The sequence below is a fragment of the Gordonia aichiensis genome (assembly GCF_039946255.1).
Taxonomy (GTDB): Bacteria; Actinomycetota; Actinomycetes; order Mycobacteriales; family Mycobacteriaceae; genus Gordonia; species Gordonia aichiensis_A.
This window is the reverse complement of sequence record NZ_JBCDWL010000003.1, coordinates 216,111-237,945: the sequence shown is the minus strand read 5'-3', so window position 1 is coordinate 237,945 and position 21,835 is coordinate 216,111. Positions and strand designations below refer to the sequence as shown.

At 72.2% G+C, this 21,835-nt stretch carries 1 protein-coding gene (running past one end of the window); it reads left to right on the top strand.

Annotated elements, in window-relative coordinates:
* Nucleotides 1-21,835, top strand: the 3' portion of a protein-coding gene (locus AAFO60_RS05970) for a non-ribosomal peptide synthase/polyketide synthase (RefSeq protein ID WP_347955254.1). 2,393 nt of this gene lie to the left of the window's left edge; the window shows 21,835 of its 24,228 coding nt (coding positions 2,394-24,228); its start codon lies off the left edge, out of view; the stop codon is at nt 21,833-21,835.

Below are 21,835 nucleotides of genomic sequence, written 5' to 3'. Positions count from 1 at the left end.
GGAGGTGCCCGACCGACTCGACTGGCAGGTCGTCACCGACCGCGACCGGCTCGCGGCGGCCGTCGCCACCGGGTTCGACGTGTCCGTGGACTGGCCGGTGCGCGCCCGGCTGTGGCGCGCCGCCGACGGCTCGCAGGTCTTCGCGCTGGTGGTCCATCACATCGCCGCCGACGGCGAGTCGATGCGACCGCTGGTCGCCGACATCGTCGCCGCCTACACCGCGCGCGTCGAGGGCCGGACGGCCGACCTCCCGGCACTGGCGGTGCAGTTCGCCGATTACGCGCTCTGGCAGCACGCGGCTCTCGGCTCCGCCGACGACCCGGGCACGGTGCTCGGCAAGCAGTCGGCCTACTGGCGCGACCAGCTCGCCGGGCTGCCCGACGTGCTCGAGCTGCCCGCGGACCGGCCGCGGCCGAAGGTCGCCTCGCACCTGGGCGACCAGGTGCCGTTCACCATCCCCGCGCACGTGGGCGCACGCGTCGAGGAACTGGCGCGCACCAGCGGCACCACCGCGTTCATGGTGGTCCACGCGGCATTCGCGGCTCTGCTGTCGCGGCTGTCGGCGACCGACGACATCGCGATCGCCACCCCGATCGCCGGTCGCGGCCAGACCGCGCTCGACCACCTGGTCGGCATGTTCGTCAACACCCTGGTGCTGCGCACCCGCGTGGACGGCCGCGTCTCGTTCAACTCCCTTCTCGACCAGGTGCGGACGGTCGATCTCGACGCCTTCGCGCACGCCGACGTACCGTTCGAATCGATCGTCGAGACCGTCGACCCGGTGCGTAGCGAGGCCTTCTCGCCGCTCGCCCAGGTGATGCTGTCGTTCGATCCGGCGGCGTCGGCGCAGCGCCTCGAGGTGTCGGTCGCCGGCGTGGACTTCGAACTCCTCGATCCGCCGTCGGTGCCCGCTCAGCTCGACCTGTCGATGATCGTGCGGACCGGTGCCGACGGCGCCGACTGGACCGGCCTGGCCGTCTTCGCGACCGACCTGTTCGACGCCACCGGTGTCGAGGTGCTCGCGCGGCGTTTCGTGGCGCTGCTCGACGAGCTGACGGCGGCTCCCGCGCTGCCGATCGGCGACGCGTCCGTTCTCGACGCCGCGGAGCGCTCCGCCGTGCTCGCCGCCGCGGTCGGCGAGTCGGTGCCGGTGCCCGGCGGGACGATCGCGGATGCGGTCGCGGCGGGTTCCGAGGCCGCGGGCAGCGGTGTCGTGCTGCGGTACCGGGACCGCGAGGTGTCCGGTGCCGAGTTCGCGGCGCGAGTGAACGTGCTGGCGCGAGAACTGATCTCGTACGGCGTCGGACCCGACGTCGCGGTCGGCGTGGCGATCGACCGGAGCGTGGAGATGCTGGTCGCCGTCCACGCGGTGATCGCCGCGGGCGGGCAGTACGTGCCGATCGACACGCAGGCGCCCGCCGACCGCGCGGCGTACATGGTCGACACCGCCGACGTCCGCGTGCTGTTGACCGCGCGCGGGACCGAGCCGGCCGCCGTCGCCGGACTCACCCACCTGACCGTCGTACCGGTGGACACGTCGGCGCCCGTCGGGTCCGGTCCCGCGGCCGCGCCGCTCACCGACGCCGATCGACTCGCGCCGCTGCGCCCCGAACACGCCCTGTACACCCTCTTCACGTCCGGGTCCACCGGGCGGCCCAAGGGCGTCACGGTGACCCACCTCGCGGTGCGGAACCGACTGGAGTGGATGCGCGCCGACCACGGCCTGACCGCCGCGGCGAGGTTCGTTCAGAAGACGCCGTACACCTTCGACGTCTCGGTGTGGGAACTGCTGCTGCCGCCCATGCTCGGCGCACCGCTGGTGATCGCCGAACCGGGCCGCCACGGCGACCCCGAGTACCTGGCCGACCTGATCGTCGAGCATCGGGTCGATGTGATCCACTTCGTTCCGTCGATGCTGTCGGCGTTCGTCGACACCCTCGGCGACCGGCTGGCGGGCCTGACCTGTCTGGCGCGGGTGTTCACCTCGGGCGAGGCGCTGACCAGTGCACCGGCGCACCGTCTGATGGCGGCCACCGGCGCCGACCTGATCAACCTGTACGGACCGACCGAGGCCGCGGTCGACGTGACCGCCTACCGGCTCGACGGCCGCGAGCCGGTCGTGCCGATCGGTCGTCCGGTGGCGAACACCGCGACGCTGGTGCTCGACGCCCGGCTGCAGCCGGTGCCCGTCGGCGTGCCCGGCGAGCTGTACCTGGGCGGCGTGCAGCTGGCCCGCGGCTACGCCTCGCGCGGCGATCTGACCGCGGACCGGTTCGTCGCAGACCCGTACGGCGGCGCAGGGGAGCGCCTGTACCGCACGGGCGACCTCGTCAAGTGGAACGCCGCGGGGGAGATCGAGTACCTCGGCCGTACCGACTTCCAGGTCAAGCTCCGCGGTCAGCGCATCGAGCTCGGCGAGATCGAAGCGGTCCTCGCCCACGCGCCCGGCGTGGTGCACGCCGCGGTGACGGTGGTGACCGCGCCGGGCGGCGCCGATCACCTGGTGGCCTACCTGGCGCCCGCGTCGGTCGACGTCGAGGCCGCCGAGGCCGCCGCCGCGACCGCGCTGCCGCCGTACATGGTGCCCACGGTGTGGAACACCCTCGACCGACTCGAACTCAACAGCGCGGGCAAGATCGACCGCCGCGCCCTGCCCGCCCCCGACTTCGGTGCCTCGGCTGCGGCGTACGCCGCACCCGTCGGCGCCGTGGAGGAGCAGCTCGCGGCGGTCGTCGCCGGCCTGCTCGGGGTCGACCGGGTCAGCGTCACCGAATCGTTCTTCAGCCTCGGCGGCGATTCGATCATGTCGATCCAGCTCGCCTCGGCCATGCGGGCCGCCGGCCATGCGCTGTCGCCGCGCCAGATCTTCGAGTTCAAGACCGTCCGCGCGATGGCCGCCGCCATCGCCGCCGACGAGGTGGCCCTGCCGACCCTGGCCGAGCTGCCCGGCGGGGCGAGCGGCGCGAGCGTGCTGCCGCCCGCCGTCGCCTGGATGCTGGAGTTCGCCGACCGGCCGACCGATTTCGCCGACCACTCGCAGGCGCTGGTGCTCGCCGCGCCCGAGGGACTCACCCTCGACGCGCTGGGCGAGGTGCTCGGCGCGGTGGTCGAGCACCACCCGATGCTCACCGCGAGCCTGACCGACACCGGATCCGCGCCGGCCCTGGTCGCCGGCAACCCGTTCGACGCGGCCGCCGCCGTCAGCGCGGCCGCCTCGACCGCCGCCGCCGGGACGCCGGAGTTCGACGCCGACCTGGTGGCCGCGCACGCGGCCGCCGCCGCCCGGCTCGATCCTGCCGTCGGTCGGCTGGTGCACGCGGTGCTCGTCTCCGGCGCCGACGCCGCGTCGCGCATCGTCCTGGTGATCCACCACATCGGCGTCGACGCCGTCTCGTGGCGCACCCTCATCGAGGATCTGGTCACCGCGTGGGCTCAGCGCAGCGCCGGCCAGGCCTGCCGGCTGCGGGAGAACACCACGTCGGCGCGCGCGTGGTTCGCCGCGCTGACCGACCGGGTCGCCGACCGCACCGACGAGGTGGACTACTGGCGTCGTCGTGCGCCGTTGCGCACCACCGACTTCGGCGTCGCCGTCGACCGCGAGCGCGATCGCCAGTCGACCGCCCGGACCGTGCGGTGCGCGGTCGACGAGGCGGTCACCGAGTCGCTGCTCACCACCGTCCCGGAAGCCTTCGGCGGCAACGTCAACGACGCGCTGCTCGCCGCCTTGGCGCGGGCCGTCCGCGGCTGGCAGCAGGCCCGCGGCATCGCCGACGACGCCCCGGTGTCGGTCCTGGTGGAAGGCCACGGCCGCGACGAGGAGGTGCTCGCGCACGGCGCCGAACCGGTGCGCGCCGACCTGTCGCGTTCGGTCGGCTGGTTCACCGCGATCGCGCCGATGAACCTCGATCCGGGCGCCGACGCGGTGCACGCGGTCAAGGCGGCCAAGGAGGAGCGGCTCTCGCAGCCCGACGGCGGCATCGGCTTCGGCCTGCTCCGTTACGCGGGCGCAGGCGAACTCGCCGACCGTCCGCTGCCGTCGATCATCTTCAACTACCTGGGTGCGGCCACCGCCGCCGAGGCCGCCGCGGCGCCCGCGTTCACCGCGGTCGCCGGGCCGGCGTTCGACTCGGCGCCGTCCGGCGCGATGGCGGCGCAGGCCGCGTTGACGATCAACGTCGGCGTCGAGCAGACCGGCGGCCGACGACGCCTGGTCGCCTCGCTGATCGCACCCGAGGCCGTGCTGCCCGAGACCGAGCTGCACGCCCTCGGCGACCGGTGGGCCGCCGAACTCGCGACGATCGCCGCCCGGACCGACGCCGACGAGCCGATCGGCCTCTCGCCGTCGGACGTGTCCGGCGTCGCCGTGACCCAGCAGGATCTCGATCTGCTCGCCGACCGCTACCGCGGCGCCGACGTGTGGCGGCTCGCACCGCTGCAGCGCGGCTTCGCCTTCCAGGCCGAGCTCGCCGAGGCCGGCGACGGCATCGTCGACGTCTACGTGGCGCAGGCCGCTGTCACCCTCCGCGGCGACGTCGACCTGCCGCGGCTGCGGCAGGCGGCGCAGTCGCTGCTCGACCGGCATCGGGTGCTGCGCTCGGGATTCGTCCGCACCCGCAGCGGTGAGATGGTGGCCGTGGTGCCGCCGCACCTGCCCGTCGTGTGGGACGAGATCGACGCCGCTGGCGACGTCGCCGACCTGACGCAGACCGTGCTGGACGAACAGCGGGTGCTGCCCTTCGACCTCGCCGCGCCGCCGCTGCTGCGGTTCGTGGCGGTGCGGACCGCCACCGACGTCCGGCTCGTCATGACCAGCCACCACATCCTGATCGACGGCTGGTCCTCGCCGCTGCTGATGGCCGACCTGCTGGCGCTGTACGCGACCGGCGACACCTACACCGGCCGGGCCGCCGACGCCGGCGCCGACTTCGCCGACTTCCTGAACCACATCGGGACCGTCGACGACGCGGCGGGCCTGGCCGCCTGGCGCGAGCTGCTGGCTCCGCTCGACGGACCGACCCTCGTCGCAGCCGACGCCGAGTCGACCGCGCAGTCGCTGCCGCGCGACCACGTCTTCGTCCTCGACACCGAGACCGCGGCGCAGATCGACGACCTCGCCCGCGTGCACGGCGTCACCGTCTCGACGGTCATGCAGTTCGTCTGGGCGGTCCTGCTGTCGAAGCTCACCGGCAACCGCGTGGTGGCCTTCGGCGAGACGGTCTCGGGCCGGCCGGCCGAACTGGCCGGCATCGACACCATGATCGGCCTGTTCATCAACACCCTGCCTGCCGTCGTCGACGTCGATCCCGAGGCGACGATCGCCGAGGCCCTGGCGAAGCTGCAGGCCGCGCGGATCACCGTGCTCGACCATCAGCACGTCGGGCTGCCGGAGATCACCGCCCAGACGGGCACCGCGGTGCTCTTCGACACCCTCACCGTCCACGAGTCGTACCCGGTCGACACCGAGTCGCTGGCGACCGTCGACGCCACCGCGGTCGGCGGGCTGACAGTCGCCGACGTCATTGCGCGCGACGCCACGCACTACCCGCTCACGATGGTGACCGCGCCGACCGCCGCCGGGCTCGAGGTGAAGCTCAAGTATCTGCCCTCGGTGTTCGGCCAGACGCAGGTCGACGGATTCGCGCACATCCTGCGCCGCATCGTCGACGCGGTGCTGCATCGCACCGAGGAGCCGGTCGCGGCCATCGAGATCGCCGACGCCGACGCCTATCGGAGGGCGGTGGTCGCACCGATCACCGCGACCGCCAACAGCGGCCGCACCATCGTCGACCGCTTCGCCGACACGGTCGGCTCTCACGGGCAGGCCCCGGCCGTCACGGCTGGCGCCGACACACTCGTCTACGCCGACCTCGACGCCCGCGCGAGCGCCGTCGCCGCCGCACTGCAGGCGCGCGGGGTGCGCCCGGGCGATCTGGTCGGCATCGCGACCGACCGCACCGTCGACCTCATGACGGCGATCGTCGGCGTGCTCAAGACGGGTGCGGGCTATCTGCCGCTGGACCTGTCGAACCCCGTCGACCGCCTCGCCTACATCGTCGACGACGCACGTCCGACCGTGGTCGTGGTGGACCGGACCGGCGCCGACCACGACCTGTGGGCGGCGACGGCCGGACACGGTCTGGCCGTCGACGTGCAGGACCTGATCGCCGACGGAATCGAACGCCAGTACGAGAAGCCGTCGTTCTCGGCCGACACGCGCGCCTACGTCATCTACACCTCGGGCTCCACCGGACATCCGAAGGGCGTCGAGGTGACCCACCGCGACGTCGTCACGCTGATGGACTCGGCCGCAGGCGACTTCGACTTCCGCACCGACGACGTGTGGACCATGTTCCACTCGTACGCCTTCGACTTCTCCGTCTGGGAGATGTGGGGCCCGCTGCTGTCCGGCGGTCGGCTGGTCGTGGTCGACCGCGACCTGGCCCGCGACCCGGCGGCCTTCGCCGCCCTGCTGGCCGACGAGCAGGTCACCGTTCTGAGCCAGACACCGTCGGCGTTCTACCAGCTCGCCGAGGCCCGGCGCCGCCGCGAGCTGCCCCTGCACCTGCGGTACATCGTCTTCGGCGGCGAGGAGCTCAGCTTCGAGCAGGCCCGCCGGTGGTTCGACGATCACCCGGCCGAGCCGACCCGCCTGGTCAACATGTACGGCATCACCGAGACCACCGTGCACGTGAGTTTCCGTGAACTGGACCCGGAGTCGGTGCGCGCCCCCGACCCCAGCTTCATCGGGCGGCCGCTGGCCTCGCTCGGCATCCACCTGCTCGACGACCGGCTGCGGCCGGTCCCCGCGGGCGTCGTCGGCGAGATGTACGTCACCGGCGGACAGTTGGCGCAGGGCTACCTGCGCCGACCCGACCTCACCGCGACCCGGTTCGTGGCCAATCCCTACGATCCAGCCGGCTCGCGGATGTACCGGACGGGCGACCTCGCGCGCCGGATCGACGGCGACATCGAGTATCTGGGCCGCGGCGACGCACAGGTCCAGCTGCGCGGCTTCCGCATCGAGTACGGCGAGATCGAGGCCGCCCTCCTGGCCGCCGACGGCGTGACGGCCGCGGCCGCGCGAGTCGTCGAGCTCGGGGCCCGCGGACAGCAGCTGATCGGCTACGTCGTCACCGACCGCGCCGACCTCGACCCGCGCCAGGTGCGCGCCGCGGCCGCCGCCGCGGTGCCCGGCTACATGGTTCCCGACCACGTGGTCGCGGTGGCGCAGCTGCCGCTGACCGCCAACGGCAAACTCGACCGCAAGGCACTGCCGGTGCCCGACGTCGAGCACGACGCGGGCGTCCTGGTGGCGCTCGAAGGCGAACGCGAACACGCGGTCGCCGCCGTCTTCGCCGAGGTGCTCGGCGCCGAGCAGGTGGGCGCCACCGACTCGTTCTTCGACCTGGGCGGCAACTCGCTGTCGGCGACCCGGCTGGCGGCCCGCCTGTCCGACGCCCTCGACGCCGACGTCTCGGTCCGCACCGTGTTCGCCGCACCCACCGTGCGCGAGCTGGCCGCGGCCGTGCCCGCCGCAGGCGAACGCCTGCGCCCGGTGACCGCGGTGGTGCCGCGACCGGAGCGCATCCCGCTGTCCTTCGCCCAGCAGCGGATGTGGTTCATCAACCGGTTCGAACCCGATTCGCCGGTCTACAACGTGCCCGCGGTCCTGCGCCTGTCCGGCGAGCTGGACGCCGACGCGCTGCGTGCCGCGGTCGGCGACCTCGTCGGCAGGCACGAGATCCTGCGGACGGTGTTCCCGGCCGTCGACGGACAGCCGAACCAGGTGGTCGGCGACGCCGCCGAGTTCGCGGCTCGCGGCATCTGGCAGACCGTCGACTCGCAGGCCGCGCTCGCCGAGACGGTGATGGCCGGTTTCGACGTCACCACGCAGTGGCCGCTGCGCGTGCGCCTGTACTCGCCGTCAGCCGACGAGCACGTCCTGGCCGTGGTCTCGCACCACATCGCCGCCGACGGTGAGTCGACGCTGCCGCTGATCACCGACCTGATGACCGCGTACCTGGCCCGCACCGCGGGCGCGGCGCCGCAGTTCGCGCCGCTGGAGGTGCAGTTCGCCGACTACGCGCTCTGGCAGCACGAGGTCCTCGGCTCGCCCGACGACGCCGACTCGGTCGTCGGCCGCCAGCTCGACTACTGGCGCACCCAGCTGGCCGGCCTGCCCGACGTGGTGGACCTGCCCGCCGACCGGCCGCGCGCAGGCGCCGCCTCGCACCGCGGCCGCACCGTCGGCTTCGAGATTCCGGCACCGGTCGCCGCCGGAGTCGGGGAGCTCGCCCGCCGCGCCGGCGCCACCGAGTTCATGGTGGTCCACGCCGCGCTCGCCGTGCTGCTGTCGCGGCTGTCGGCCGTCGACGACATCGCGATCGGCACCCCGATCGCCGGTCGCGGGCAGGCCGCCCTCGATCCGCTGATCGGCATGTTCGTCAACACCCTCGTCCTGCGCACGCCGATCGACGCGGGCGAGTCGTTCAGCGACCTGCTCGGTCGCGTGCGGGCGATCGACCTCGACGCCTTCGCACACGCGGACGTGCCCTTCGAGACCGTCGTCGACGCCGTCGACCCGGTGCGGTCGGAGGCCTTCGCGCCGCTGACCCAGGTGATCCTGTCGTTCGACCCCGGTGCCTCGGCGACCGCCGCCGATCTGGCCGTGGCCGGCCTGACGGTCACGCCCGTCGAACCCGACGAGATGCCCGCCCAGCTCGACCTGTACGTGACGGTGTCGACCGCGCAGGCGGGCGAGCCGTGGACCGGTTCGGTCGTCTTCGAGACCGACCTGTTCGACGCGGGCACCGTCGAGGCGATGATGGCACGGCTGGTCGACCTGCTGGCCGCACTGTCGGCGGCGCCGTCGACGCCGGTCGGCGACCCCGCGCTCCTGGCCGCCGCCGAGCTCTCCGCGCTCGACGCCGTCGAATGGGGCCGTGAGGTCACCCTGGCGCCGGAGACGGTGGCCGACGTGGTCGTCGCGCAGGCCGCGCGCACCCCGGACGCGACGGCCCTGTGGTTCGAGGGCCGCGAGGTGTCGTACGCCGAGTTCACCGCTCGCGCCGCCACGCTGGCGCGCGAGCTCATCGCCGCGGGCGTCGGACCGGAGTCGGCCGTGGCCGTCTGCGTGCCGCGCTCGGTGGAGATGATGGTCGCCGTTCACGGCGCCGTCATCGCCGGCGGCGGCTACGTGCCCGTCGATCTGGGCACCCCGGCCGACCGCGTCGAGTACATGTTCGCCACGGCCGCCGTCGACGTGCTGCTGGTGTCGGCGACGACCGCCGACTCGGCCGCCGCGCAGGCCGCGGCGGCATCGGGGATCACGGTCGTCACCGTCGACGCCTCGGGCGAGGCCCCGCAGGGGGTCGCACCGGTCGCCGACGCCGAGCGGCGGTCGCCGCTGCGGCCCGACCACCCGGTGTACACGCTGTTCACGTCGGGTTCGACGGGTCGCCCCAAGGGCGTGACGCTGACGCACGAGGCCGTCGTCAACCGCTTGTGGTGGGGCCTGGACGAGCTGCCGATCGACGGCACCGACGTGGTGGTCCAGAAGACGCCGTACACGTTCGACTGCTCGGTCCCCGAGCTGTTCGCGCCGCTGATGGTCGGCGCCGAGCTGGTGGTGCTGCGCGACGGCGGCCACACCGATCCGCTGTACGTGGCCCAGGTGATCGAGCAGACGCGCGCCACGATGGTGCACTTCGTGCCGTCGATGATGTCGGTGTTCACCGAACTCGTCGGACGCGAGCGGATCGCCGCGATGGATCACCTCCGGATCATCTCGACCACGGGTGAGGCGCTGCCGCCCGCGTTGGCCGGACAGATCCGCTCGTGGCTGCCCGACATCTTGTTCTACAACCTCTACGGGCCCACCGAGGCCGCGGTCGAGATCACCTACCAGCGCATCGATCACGTCGGCGACGACGACCTCACGGTGCCGATCGGCGTGCCGGTGTGGAACTCGTCGGCGCTGGTCCTGGACTCGCGACTGCAGCGGGTGCCCGCCGGCGTGCCCGGCGAGCTGTACCTGGGCGGCGTCCAGCTCGCGCGCGGCTACGCCTCGCGCGGCGACCTGACCGCCGACCGCTTCATCGCCGACCCGTTCGGTGAGCCGGGCGCCCGCCTGTACCGCTCCGGCGACCTGGTGCGGCGGCTGCCCGACGGCGGCATCGAGTACCTGGGCCGCACCGACTTCCAGGTGAAGCTGCGCGGCCAGCGCATCGAACTCGGCGAGATCGAGTCGGTGCTTGCCGGTGCACCGGGCGTGGTGCACGCGGCCGCCACGGTGGCGGACGGCCCCGGCGGCTCACAGCACCTGGTCGGCTACCTCGCCGGACGTCCCGGCGAGAGCCTCGATCTGGCGGCGGTCAAGGCCGCGGCCGCCGACGCGCTGCCCGGCTACATGGTGCCGACGGTGTGGACGGTCCTGGAGGACATCGCCCTCAACACCGCGGGCAAGCTGGACCGCAAGGCGCTGCCCGCCCCCGACTTCGAGTCGGTGGCGGCCGAGTTCGTGGCACCGGCCGGAGCGGCCGAAAGTCGGCTGGCGGAGGTCTTCGCGACCGTGCTCGGCGTCGAGCGGGTCTCGGTGACCGAGTCGTTCTTCGACCTCGGCGGCAACTCGCTGTCGGCGATGCGGTTGGCCGCACGCGCCGGTGAGGCGCTGGGCGTCGAGGTGTCGGTGCGGGAGCTGTTCGAGGCCCCGAGCGTGCGGGAACTGGCCGACGCCGTGGCGGGCAACGCCGCGGCCCTGGCGCCGATCGTCGCGGCCGTGCCGCGCCCGGAACGGATCCCGCTCACCTTCGCCCAGCAGCGGATGTGGTTCATCAACCAGTTCGACCCGGGCGATGCGACCTACAACATCCCGGCGATCCTGGAACTGACCGGCGACCTCGACGTCGCCGCGCTCCGGGCCGCGACCGTCGACGTGGTGGTGCGGCACGAGGTGCTGCGGACCACGTTCCCGGCGATCGACGGGGAGCCGGTCCAACTGGTCGGCACCGCCGACGCGGTCGCCGCGCGCCTGGACTGGGCACAGGTCTCGTCGTGGGACGAGTTCGTCGCCGCCGCCTCGGCCGGCTTCGACGTGGCCGTCCAGGAGCCGCTGCGCGTGCGACTGCTCGCCAAGAGCGCCGACCGCCATGTGATCGCGGTGATCGCGCACCACATCGCCACCGACGGTGAATCGATGCTGCCGCTGGTCACCGATCTGGTGACGGCGTACGAGGCGCGGGTGCGCGGGGCGGCGCCGGAGTTCGAACCGCTCGAAGTGCAGGTCGCCGACTACGCGATCTGGCAGCACGCGGTGCTGGGTTCGGCGGCCGACGCCGACTCCGTGGTCGGCAGGCAGCTGGCGTTCTGGCGCGGGCAGCTCGACGGCCTGCCCGACGTCCTCGATCTTCCCGCCGACCGGCCGCGGCCAACGGTCGCCTCCCATCGAGGCGCATCCGTCGACTTCCCGATTCCCGCCGACGTGGCCGCGGGCGTCGAGGCCGTCGCGGAGCGTTTCGGGGTGACGCCCTTCATGGTGGTGCACGCCGGACTGAGCGTGCTGCTGGCCCGGCTGAGCGCCACCGGCGACATCGCCGTGTCGACCCCGGTCGCCGGCCGCGGTCAGGCCGCGCTGGACCGTCTGGTGGGCATGTTCGTGAACACCCTCGTGCTGCGCGCGCAGGTGGACTCCGGAATGTCGTTCGCCGACCTGCTGAGCCAGGTCCGGGAATCGGACCTGGAGGCGTTCGCGCACGCCGATGCGCCCTTCGAGTCGGTGGTCGAGGCACTCGATCCGGTGCGCTCGGAAGCCTTCTCACCGCTGGCTCAGGTGATGCTGTCGTTCGATCCGGCCGCCTCGGTGACCGACGCGAGCATCTCCGTCGCCGGCTTGGACGTGACGCCGGTGGCGCCGCCGGTCCTGCCGGCGCAGGTCGACCTGTCGGTGATCGTCTCGTCGGCCCCGGCCGGACAGGCGTGGGCGGGATCGGTGATCTTCGCGACCGATCTGTTCGACGAATCGACGGTGGCCGGGCTCGCCGACCGCCTCGTGGCGGTGCTGGCGTCGCTGACGGCCGATCCCGACCTCGCGGTCGGTGACGCCGCGTTCCTCGACGAGACCGAACGGGCCCGGGCACTGGCCGCGTCCGCGGGCCCGGCCGGGTCGGCGGAACTGCCGACCGTCGCCGATCTGCTGACGAGGCGAGTCGCGCGCACCCCGGACGCCGAGGCGCTGCGCCTGGCCGACCGCCGGGTCTCGTACGCCGAGTTCGGGGCGCGGGTGAACCTGCTCGCCCGCGAGCTCATCGCCGCGGGCGTGGGCCCCGACGTCGCCGTCGCCGTGGCCATCGACCGGAGCGTCGAGCTGATGGTCGCCGTCCACGCGGTGATCGCCGCGGGCGGGCAGTACGTGCCGCTCGACCCGGACGCGCCCGCCGACCGGATGACGTACATGCTCGCCACCGCCGACGTGCAGATCGTGCTGACCGCCGCAGCCGTGCCGCCCGCCGCCGTCTCGGCCTGCGTGCGAGTGCTGACGGTCGACGCCGCCGGGCCCGCGGACCTCACCGTGCCCGCGGTCACCGCCGCCGACCGCGTCGGCCCGATCTCGCAGGCACACGCCGCGTACACCCTGTTCACCTCGGGGTCGACGGGACAGCCCAAGGGCGTCACCGTGACCCACGGTGCGCTGGGGAACCTGCTCGGATGGTTCGACGAACTGGTCGGCGACCTCGACGACCCGTCGATCATGCTGAAGACCCCGTTGACCTTCGACGTCTCGCTGCCGGAACTGTTCTGGCCGGTGCTGCGCGGTGCGCGGACCGTGATCGCCGAACCCGGCGGCCACCGCGATCCGGCCTACCTGCGGGCGCTGATCGCGCAGACGCAGGTCTCGATCGTCCAGTTCGTGCCGTCGATGCTGTCGGTGTTCTTCGATGAGCTCGGCGGCGACGACTCCGCCCTCGCCGGTGTGGAGCGCGTCTACATCGCCGGTGAGGCGTTGACCCCGGCCGTGGCCGACAAGGTCTTCGCAGCCGTGCCGCACGCGCAGGCGCTCAACCTGTACGGACCCACCGAGGACACGGTGTACGCGACGGTGGCCGAACTGCGGCCCGGCGCCGCGTCGGTCTCGATCGGTCGGCCCGTCGCCGGAACCGCGGCGCTGGTGCTCGACGATCGGCTGCACCCGGTGCCCGTCGGGGTGCCCGGCGAGTTGTACCTGGCCGGTGTCCAGTTGGCTCGCGGCTACGCGGCCCGCACCGACCTGACTGCCGAACGCTTCGTCGCCGATCCGTTCGGCGCGCCCGGATCCCGGCTCTACCGCACGGGCGACCTCGTCCGGTGGAACGGCGCCGGCGAGATCGACTATCTCGGCCGCACCGACTTCCAGGTGAAGCTCCGCGGCCAGCGCGTCGAACTCGGTGAGGTGGAGGCTGCGGTCGCTGCCGTGCCGGGTGTGGTGAAGGCCGCGGCGACCGTCGTGGCCGCACCCGGCGGTGCCGAGCACCTGGTGGCCTATGTCTCGCCGGCGACGGTCGACGTCGAGCACGCCAAGCGGGTGCTCGCGCAGAAGCTGCCGTCGTACATGGTGCCGACCGTGTGGGTGCCGCTCGATGATCTGGTGCTCAACACTGCGGGCAAGATCGACCGTCGGGCCCTGCCTGCCCCGGACTTCGGGGCACTGGCGACCGCGTACGTGGCGCCGGAGAATCCGACCGAGCAGGTGCTGGCGGAGGTCTTCGCCGAACTGCTCGGCCTGGACCGGGTCAGCGTCGCCGACTCCTTCTTCGATCTCGGCGGCAACTCGCTGTCGGCGATGCGGCTGGCCGCTCGGGCCGGTGAGGCGCTCGGCGTCGAGGTGTCGGTCCGCGACGTCTTCGAGGCGACCAGCGTCCGCGACCTCATCGCCCGCACCCGGGACCACGCCGCCGCGCTGGCCCCGGTCACCGCGGTCACCCCGCGACCGGACCTGGTGCCGCTGTCGTTCGCGCAGCAGCGCCTGTGGTTCCTGAACCGCCTCGACCCCGACAACGCCACCTACAACGTGCCGATCGTGCTGCGGCTGACCGGCTCGCTCGACGTACCCGCGATGCGCGCGGCGATCAGCGATCTGATCGGCAGGCACGAGGTGCTGCGCACCACGTTCCCGGACGTCGACGGCACCCCGCACCAGCTGATCCACCCGGCGGCCGACATCGCCGACGCGCTGTCGTGGACGGAGGTCTCGTCGCTCGACGAGATCGCCGCCGACGTGGCGCGCAGCTTCGACCTGACCACCCAGTGGCCGCTGCGCGTGCTGCTGTGGCGGCGATCGGCCGACGAGCACCTGCTCGCCGTGATCGGCCACCACATCGCGATGGACGGCGAATCCTTCAAGCCGCTCGTCACCGACGTGATCACCGCCTACGCGGCGCGCTGTGCCGGACGCGCCCCCGAGTACCGGCCGCTGCAGGTCCAGTTCGCCGACTTCGCACTCTGGCAGCAGACCGAGCTCGGCAGCGCCGACGATCCGGAATCGGTGGTCGGCAAGCAGCTCGCGTACTGGTCGCAGCAGTTGGAAGGGCTGCCCGGGCTGCTCGAGTTCCCGACCGACCGGCCCCGTCCGGCGGTCGCGAGCAACCGCGGCGACCACCTCGAACGGCCGCTGGCCGCCGAGACCGCCGCGGGTCTGCGCCGACTCGCCGGCGACCGCAACGCGACCCCGTTCATGGTCGTGCACGCCGCCTTCGCCGCGGTGATGGGCCGCCTCTCGAACGCCACCGACGTCGCGATCTCCACGCCCGTCGCCGGCCGCGGCCAGGCCGTGCTCGATCCGCTGGTCGGCATGTTCGTCAACACCCTCGTCCTGCGGGCGACGGTGGACGGCGGCAGCACCTTCGACGCACTGGTCCGGCAGGTCGCCGACACCGATGTGGCGGCCTTCGGCAACGCCGATGTGCCCTTCGAAGCAGTGGTGGACGCGGTCAAACCGATCCGCAGCGAGGCCTTCGCCCCCTTGGCGCAGGTGTCGCTCAACTTCGATCCCGGTGCGGGAGCCTCGGACGGCATCGAGGTCGCCGGACTCGGCATCACGCCGGTCGACCCGGGCATCACCAGCGCCCAGGTCGACCTCTACCTGACGGTCCGCACCGCCGCCGACGGCGACGACTGGACCCTCGACCTCGCCTACGCGACCGACCTGTTCGACGCCGACACCGTCCGGCGGCTCCTCGACACGCTCGCCGGCGTGCTCGCGCAGACCGTCGCCGACCCGGACATCCTGATCGGCGACCTGCAGATCCTCGACGACGCGCAGGAACGCGAACTCGACCGGTTCGAGCACGGACCGATCGTGGAATTCGATCAGCGGCTGCTGACCGAGGTGATCGCCGAGCAGGTCTCGGTGTCGCCGGAGGCGGTGGCGTTGGTGTTCGGTGAGCGTGAGGTCTCGTATCGGGAGTTCGGTGCTCGGGTTGCGACGTTGGCGCGTGAGCTGATCGGGCTGGGTGTGGGGCCGGATGTGACGGTGGCGTTGTGCATGCCGCGGTCGGTGGAGATGGTGGTGGCGATTCATGCGGTGGTCGCGGCGGGTGGGCAGTACATGCCGATCGCGGTCGATGCGCCGGATGAGCGTGCCGAGTACATGTTGGAGGTCACCGGTTCGGCGTTGCTGCTGGTGACCGATCGGGCTCTGGTGTCGCATGTGGTCGCCTCGGCGCAGCAGCACGGCCTGCCGGTGGTGTCGGTCGACGCCTCCGGCGCGGTGGATCTGGCTGCTGCTCCGGTCACCGACGCCGAGCGGACCGGCCCGCTGCGGCTCGAGAATCCGATGTACACGTTGTTCACGTCGGGGTCGACGGGTCGGCCGAAGGGCGTCACCACCCAGCACCGCGGCATCAACAACCGGCTGTGGTGGGGAGTGGGTGCCATGCCGATCGATGAGACCGATCGGGTGGTCCTCAAGTCGCCGTACACGTTCGACGTGTCGATCGCCGAACTGTTCGCGCCCCTCATGGTGGGTGCGCGGATCGTCATCCTGGCGCCCGGCGTGCACCTCGACCCGCTCGCCCTGGCGGCGGAGTTCGCGCGCGCCGAAGTCACGACCACCCACTTCGTGCCCTCCATGATGTCGGTGTTCCTCGACATCTGCGGGCAGGAGACGGTGTCGTCGCTGACCTCGCTGCGGATCATCTCGACCACCGGTGAGGCGCTGCCTCCGTCGATGGCCGCCACCGTCCGCGAGTGGCTGCCCGACACCATGCTGGTCAACCTCTACGGACCCACCGAGGCCTCCATCGAGATCTCCGGCCAGCACGTCACCGGCGTGCACGCCGACGATCCCACCGTCCCGATCGGTTCGGTCGTCTCCAATGGTGCGGTCGCGGTGTTGGATCGTCGGTTGCGTCGGGTGCCGGTGGGTACTGCGGGTGAGTTGTACATCGGTGGTGTTCAGGTGGGTCGCGGGTATGCGGGTCGTGCGGATCTGACTGCTGATCGTTATGTGGCTGATCCGTTCGGGGAGCCGGGTGCGCGGATGTATCGCACGGGTGATCTGGTGCGGTGGAATGCCCGTGGTGAGCTGGAGTATCTGGGGCGTACGGACTTCCAGGTGAAGTTGCGTGGTCAGCGGGTGGAGTTGGGTGAGATCGAGACGGTGATCTCGTCGGTGCCGGGGGTGGTGCACACGGCGGCGACCGTGTTGCCGAGTGCGACGGGTGATCAGTTGGTGGCGTGGGTGTCGCCGGCGTCGGCGATCGACATGGCTGAGATGGAGGCTCGTCTGGCGGAGGCGTTGCCGGTGTACATGCGGCCGACGGCGTGGGTGGTGATGGATGAGATGCCGTTGAATCCGTCGGGCAAGGTCAATCGTGGTGTGTTGCCTGCGCCGGAGTTCGAGGTCGCCGAGTATGTGGCGCCCGAGGGTGAGCGGGAAGAGCTGGTCGCCGGGGTGTTCGCCGATGTGTTGGGCGCGGATCGGGTGAGTGTGACCGGGTCGTTCTTCGATCTGGGTGGTAACTCGTTGTCGGCGACGCGGGTGGCTGCTCGGGTGGGGCAGGTGTTGGGTGTGTCGGTGTCGGTGCGTGATGTGTTCGATGCGCCGTCGATCCGGGAGTTGGCTGCGGTGGCGGCGACGAAGGGGTCGGCGTTGGCGCCGATCGCGGCTGTCGTGCCGCGGCCGGAGCGGATTCCGCTGTCGTTCGCGCAGCAGCGCATGTGGTTCATCAACCAGTTCACCGAATCGGCCGTCGCCGCCTACAACCTGCCCTTCGCGGTCAGGTTGACCGGCACCGACGGACGGGCCGTCGACCCGCGGATCGTCACCGAAGCCCTCTTCGACGTCATCGAACGGCACGAGACGCTCCGCACCCGCTTCGTCCAGGAACCCGGTGGCGAGGTGCTCGCGCGCATCGAATCCCTCGACACCGTCCGCGACCTGCTCGACTGGTCGGATGTGACCGCCGCCGACGACGCGGGGGCGTATGCGACGGTCGTCGAGCTGGCGACCCGCGGCTTCGACGTCGCGACAGACCTGCCGATCCGGGGAGCGCTCATCGCCCTCCCGAACGGTCAGCAGGTCCTGTCGCTGGTGCTGCACCACATCGCCGCCGACGGCGAATCGTTCGGCCCGCTGCTCACCGACATCCTGACCGCGTACGCGGCTCGGGTCGCCGGGCAGGCACCGGCGTGGGCTCCGCTGGAGGTCCAGTACGCGGACTTCACCCTGTGGCAGCGCGGCGTGCTCGGCGACACCGACGACGCGTCGTCGATCGCCGGCCGCCAACTCATGTACTGGCGCGGCCAACTCGCCGGACTGCCCGACGTGCTGCCCCTGCCGACCGACCACCGCAGGCCCGCGGCCGCCACGATGGCCGGCGACACCGTGTCGTTCACGCTGCCGCCGCACATCCGCGACGCGGTCACCGAGGTGGCCCGCCGACACAGCGCCACCGAGTTCGCGGTCGTCCACGCGGCGATCGCGGTGCTGCTGGCACGCCTGTCGGCCACTGACGACATCGCCGTCGCCACGCCGATCGCCGGCCGCGGACAGCAGGTCCTCGACCCGCTCGTCGGCATGTTCGTCAACACCCTGGTGCTGCGGACCCGGGTCGACGGCTCGATGACCTTCGACGACTTCGTCCGCTACACGGCCGGCGTCGACGTCGACGCGCTCAGCCACGCCGACGTGCCCTTCGAAGCCGTCGTCGATGCCGTCAACCCGGTGCGTTCGGAGGCCTTCGTGCCGCTGGCGCAGACCTTCTTCACCTTCGATCAGAACGAACCGGGCACCGTCGACCTCGACGGCATGCGGGTCGAACCGATCGACGCGGGTGCCGAAGCGGCCAAGGCAGACCTCAACTTCGTGGTCTTCCGCGCCGACGACGGCGGCTACCGCGGTCACCTCGTGTTCGCGACCGACCTGTTCACGCGGGACTCGGCGCAGACGATCGGCAGCCGCTTCGTGCGTCTGCTGAGCGAACTGGCGACAGCGCCGCACACCGCGCTCGGCGACGCCGAGCTGCTGTCGTTGGCCGACCGCCAGAAGCTGGCGGCGCTGCCCGCACCGATCGTCGACACGGCCAACGCCGACCGCACCCTGGTCGACCTGTTCGCCGACAGCGTCGCCGGCCACGCCGCGGCGGTCGCGGTCACGGCGGGCGACGAGAGCCTGACCTACACCGAGGTCGACGAGCGATCCGATCGCCTCGCGGCCGGGCTCGCCGCCCGCGGCGTCGCGGCGGGCGACCTCGTCGGCATCGCCACGGCGCGACGCGCCGACCTGGTGAGCGCGATCATCGGCGTCCTTAAGGCGGGCGCGGCCTACGTGCCGCTCGACACCACCAACCCGGTGGGCCGACTGACGCACATCATCGGCGACTCCGGGGTCCGCGTGGTGCTGACCGACGACTCGACGGCCGGACATCCGCTGTGGGACGCCCTGCCCGACGGCGCGACCGTCCTCGACGTCGACGACGCGGCGGCAGCGGCCGGAGCGACCGGTTTCGTCCCGGTCGTCGTCCCGGCCGATGCGCGCGCCTACGTCATCTACACCTCCGGCTCCACCGGCCTGCCGAAGGGCGTGGAGGTGACCCACCGCGGCGTCGTCACCCTGCTCGACAGCGCGGCCGGCGACTTCACCTTCCGCACCGACGACGTGTGGACGATGTTCCACTCGTACGCCTTCGACTTCTCGGTGTGGGAACTGTGGGGACCGCTGCACACCGGTGCCCGCCTGGTGATCGTCGACCGGCAGCTCGCCCGCGACCCCGACGCCTTCCTGTCGCTGGTCGCCGACGAGGGCGTCACCGTCCTGAGCCAGACGCCGTCGGCGTTCTACCAGTTCGCCGACGCCCGTCGCCGTGATCGGAAGCGGCGCGAACTGTCGCTGCGCTACCTCGTCTTCGGCGGCGAGCAGCTCGGCTTCGAACAGGTCCGACGCTGGTTCGACGACTTCGGCGACGACCGAGCCCAGCTGGTCAACATGTACGGAATCACCGAGACCACCGTCCACGTGAGCTTCCGGGCCCTCGATCAGACGATGACCTCGGAGGCCGATCCGTCGTACATCGGCCGCCCGCTCAGCTCGCTGGCCATCCACATCCTCGACGACCGGCTGCGGCCGGTCCCCGACGGGGTGGTCGGCGAGATGTACGTGGCCGGCGGCCAGCTGGCGCAGGGCTACCTGAACCGGCCCGACCTGTCGGCGACCCGGTTCGTCGCCGACCCGTTCGGCGAGCCCGGCTCGCGCCTGTACCGCACCGGCGACCTCGGTTGCCGCCGCGGGAGCGACATCGAGTACCTGGGCCGCGGCGACGCCCAGGTGCAGCTGCGCGGATTCCGCATCGAGTACGGCGAGGTCGAGGCGGCCCTGCTCGCCGCACCGGGCGTCGTCGGCGCCGCCGCGCGCGTGGTCGACATGGCCGGACGGGGCGAGCAGCTGATCGGCTACCTCGTCACCGACGACGGCCGGTCGATCGACACCGCGCAGGTCCGGCAGGCGGCGGCCGCCGTCGTGCCCGGCTACATGGTGCCCGACCAGATCGTCACCGTGCCGCGACTGCCGCTGACGGCCAACGGCAAACTCGACCGTTCGGCGCTGCCGATGCCGGAGGCGCACCGCGCCGACGGGGAGATCGTGACGCCCGTCGACGCCGTCGAGACCGCGATCGCCGAGGTCTTCGCCGACGTCCTCGGCCTCGAGCTCGACCAGATCAGCGTCGTCGACTCGTTCTTCGAGCTGGGCGGCAACTCGCTGTCGGCCACCCGCGTGGTGGCCCGGGTGAGCCAGGCCGTCGACTCGGACGTCTCGGTGCGCGACCTGTTCGACAATCCGAGCGTCCGCGAACTCGCCGCGACGATCACCGCGGGCAGCGGCTCGCTGGCGCCCATCGTGGCCCTCGACCCGCGACCGGACCGGATCCCGCTGTCGTTCGCGCAGCAGCGCATGTGGTTCATCAACCAGTTCGAGCCGAGCCGGCCCACCTACAACATCCCGATCGGGGTGCAGCTGACCGGCAGCCTCGACCCGGAGGCCCTGCGGGCCGCGGTGCTCGACGTCGTCGTCCGGCACGAGGTGCTGCGCACCACGTTCCCGGCGCCCGGCGGCGAACCGGTGCAGCAGGTGCACGACGAGGCGTGGGCTCGCGAACACCTCGACTGGACGATCGCCGGATCACAGGAAGAGATCGTCGCCGTCGCCGCACGCGGCTTCGACGTCGCCCGCCAGGCGCCGCTGCGGGTGGCTCTCTGGCGCAGTGGACCCGACCAGTGGGTGTTCCTGGCCGTGCTGCACCACATCGCGGGCGACGGCGAATCCATGCGCCCGCTGGTGGGCGACGTGGTGACCGCGTACCTGGCCCGCTCGCAGGGACGGGCACCCGCCTTCGCCCCGTTGCCGGTGCAGTTCGCGGACTTCGCGATCTGGCAGCACACCATGCTCGGCGACCCGAAGGACGCCGGATCGGTGTCCGGCAGGCAGCTGGCCTACTGGACCGAGACGCTCGCCGGGCTGCCCGAGGTGATCACGCTGCCCGCCGACCGCTCGCGCCCGCTCGCGGCCACCGCGGCCGGTGCCATCACCACCGCCCCGGTGCCCGCCGACCTGGCGCGCCGCATCGAGGAGCTGGCGTCGGCGCACGGCGCGACCGTGTTCATGGTCCTGCACGCGGCGCTGTCGGTGCTGCTGGCACGACTGTCGGCGACCGACGACATCGCGATCGCCACCCCGATCGCCGGTCGTGGCGACCGGGTCCTCGACCCGCTCGTCGGCATGTTCGTCAACACCCTCGTCCTCCGGACGCAGGTGGAGCCGGACATGACCTTCGCCGACCTCGTCGACCAGGTCCGCGGCGTCGACCTCGACGCCTTCGCCGCGGCCGATGTGCCCTTCGAGTCGGTCGTCGAAGCGGTGAACCCGACGCGGTCGGAGGCGTTCGCGCCGCTCGCCCAGGTGATGCTGGTCCTGGACCATCGCACCGCCGAGGACGAGTCGGTCACCGTCGAGGGACTGACGGTGGCGCCGATGCAGGCGCCGGCCGCGTTCGCGCAGCTGGATCTGTCGTTCCGGATCGGCGTCTACGAGCAGCAGGAGTGGAGCGTCGAACTGACCTACGCGACCGATCTGTTCGACGAGGCGACCGCCGAATCGTTCACCCGCCGCTTCGTGGCGTTGCTGGAGGCCCTGGCCGCACAGCACGAGTCCGCGGTGGGCGACGCGCCCATCGTCGACGAGGTGGAGCACAAGGAGCTGACCGGCTGGTCGCGCGGCGCTGTCCAGCAGATTCCCGATGCGACGGCCGTGTGGACACTGACACGTTCGGGCGACGATGCTAATGGTCGCGGAGCGGCAAGCGATAATTGA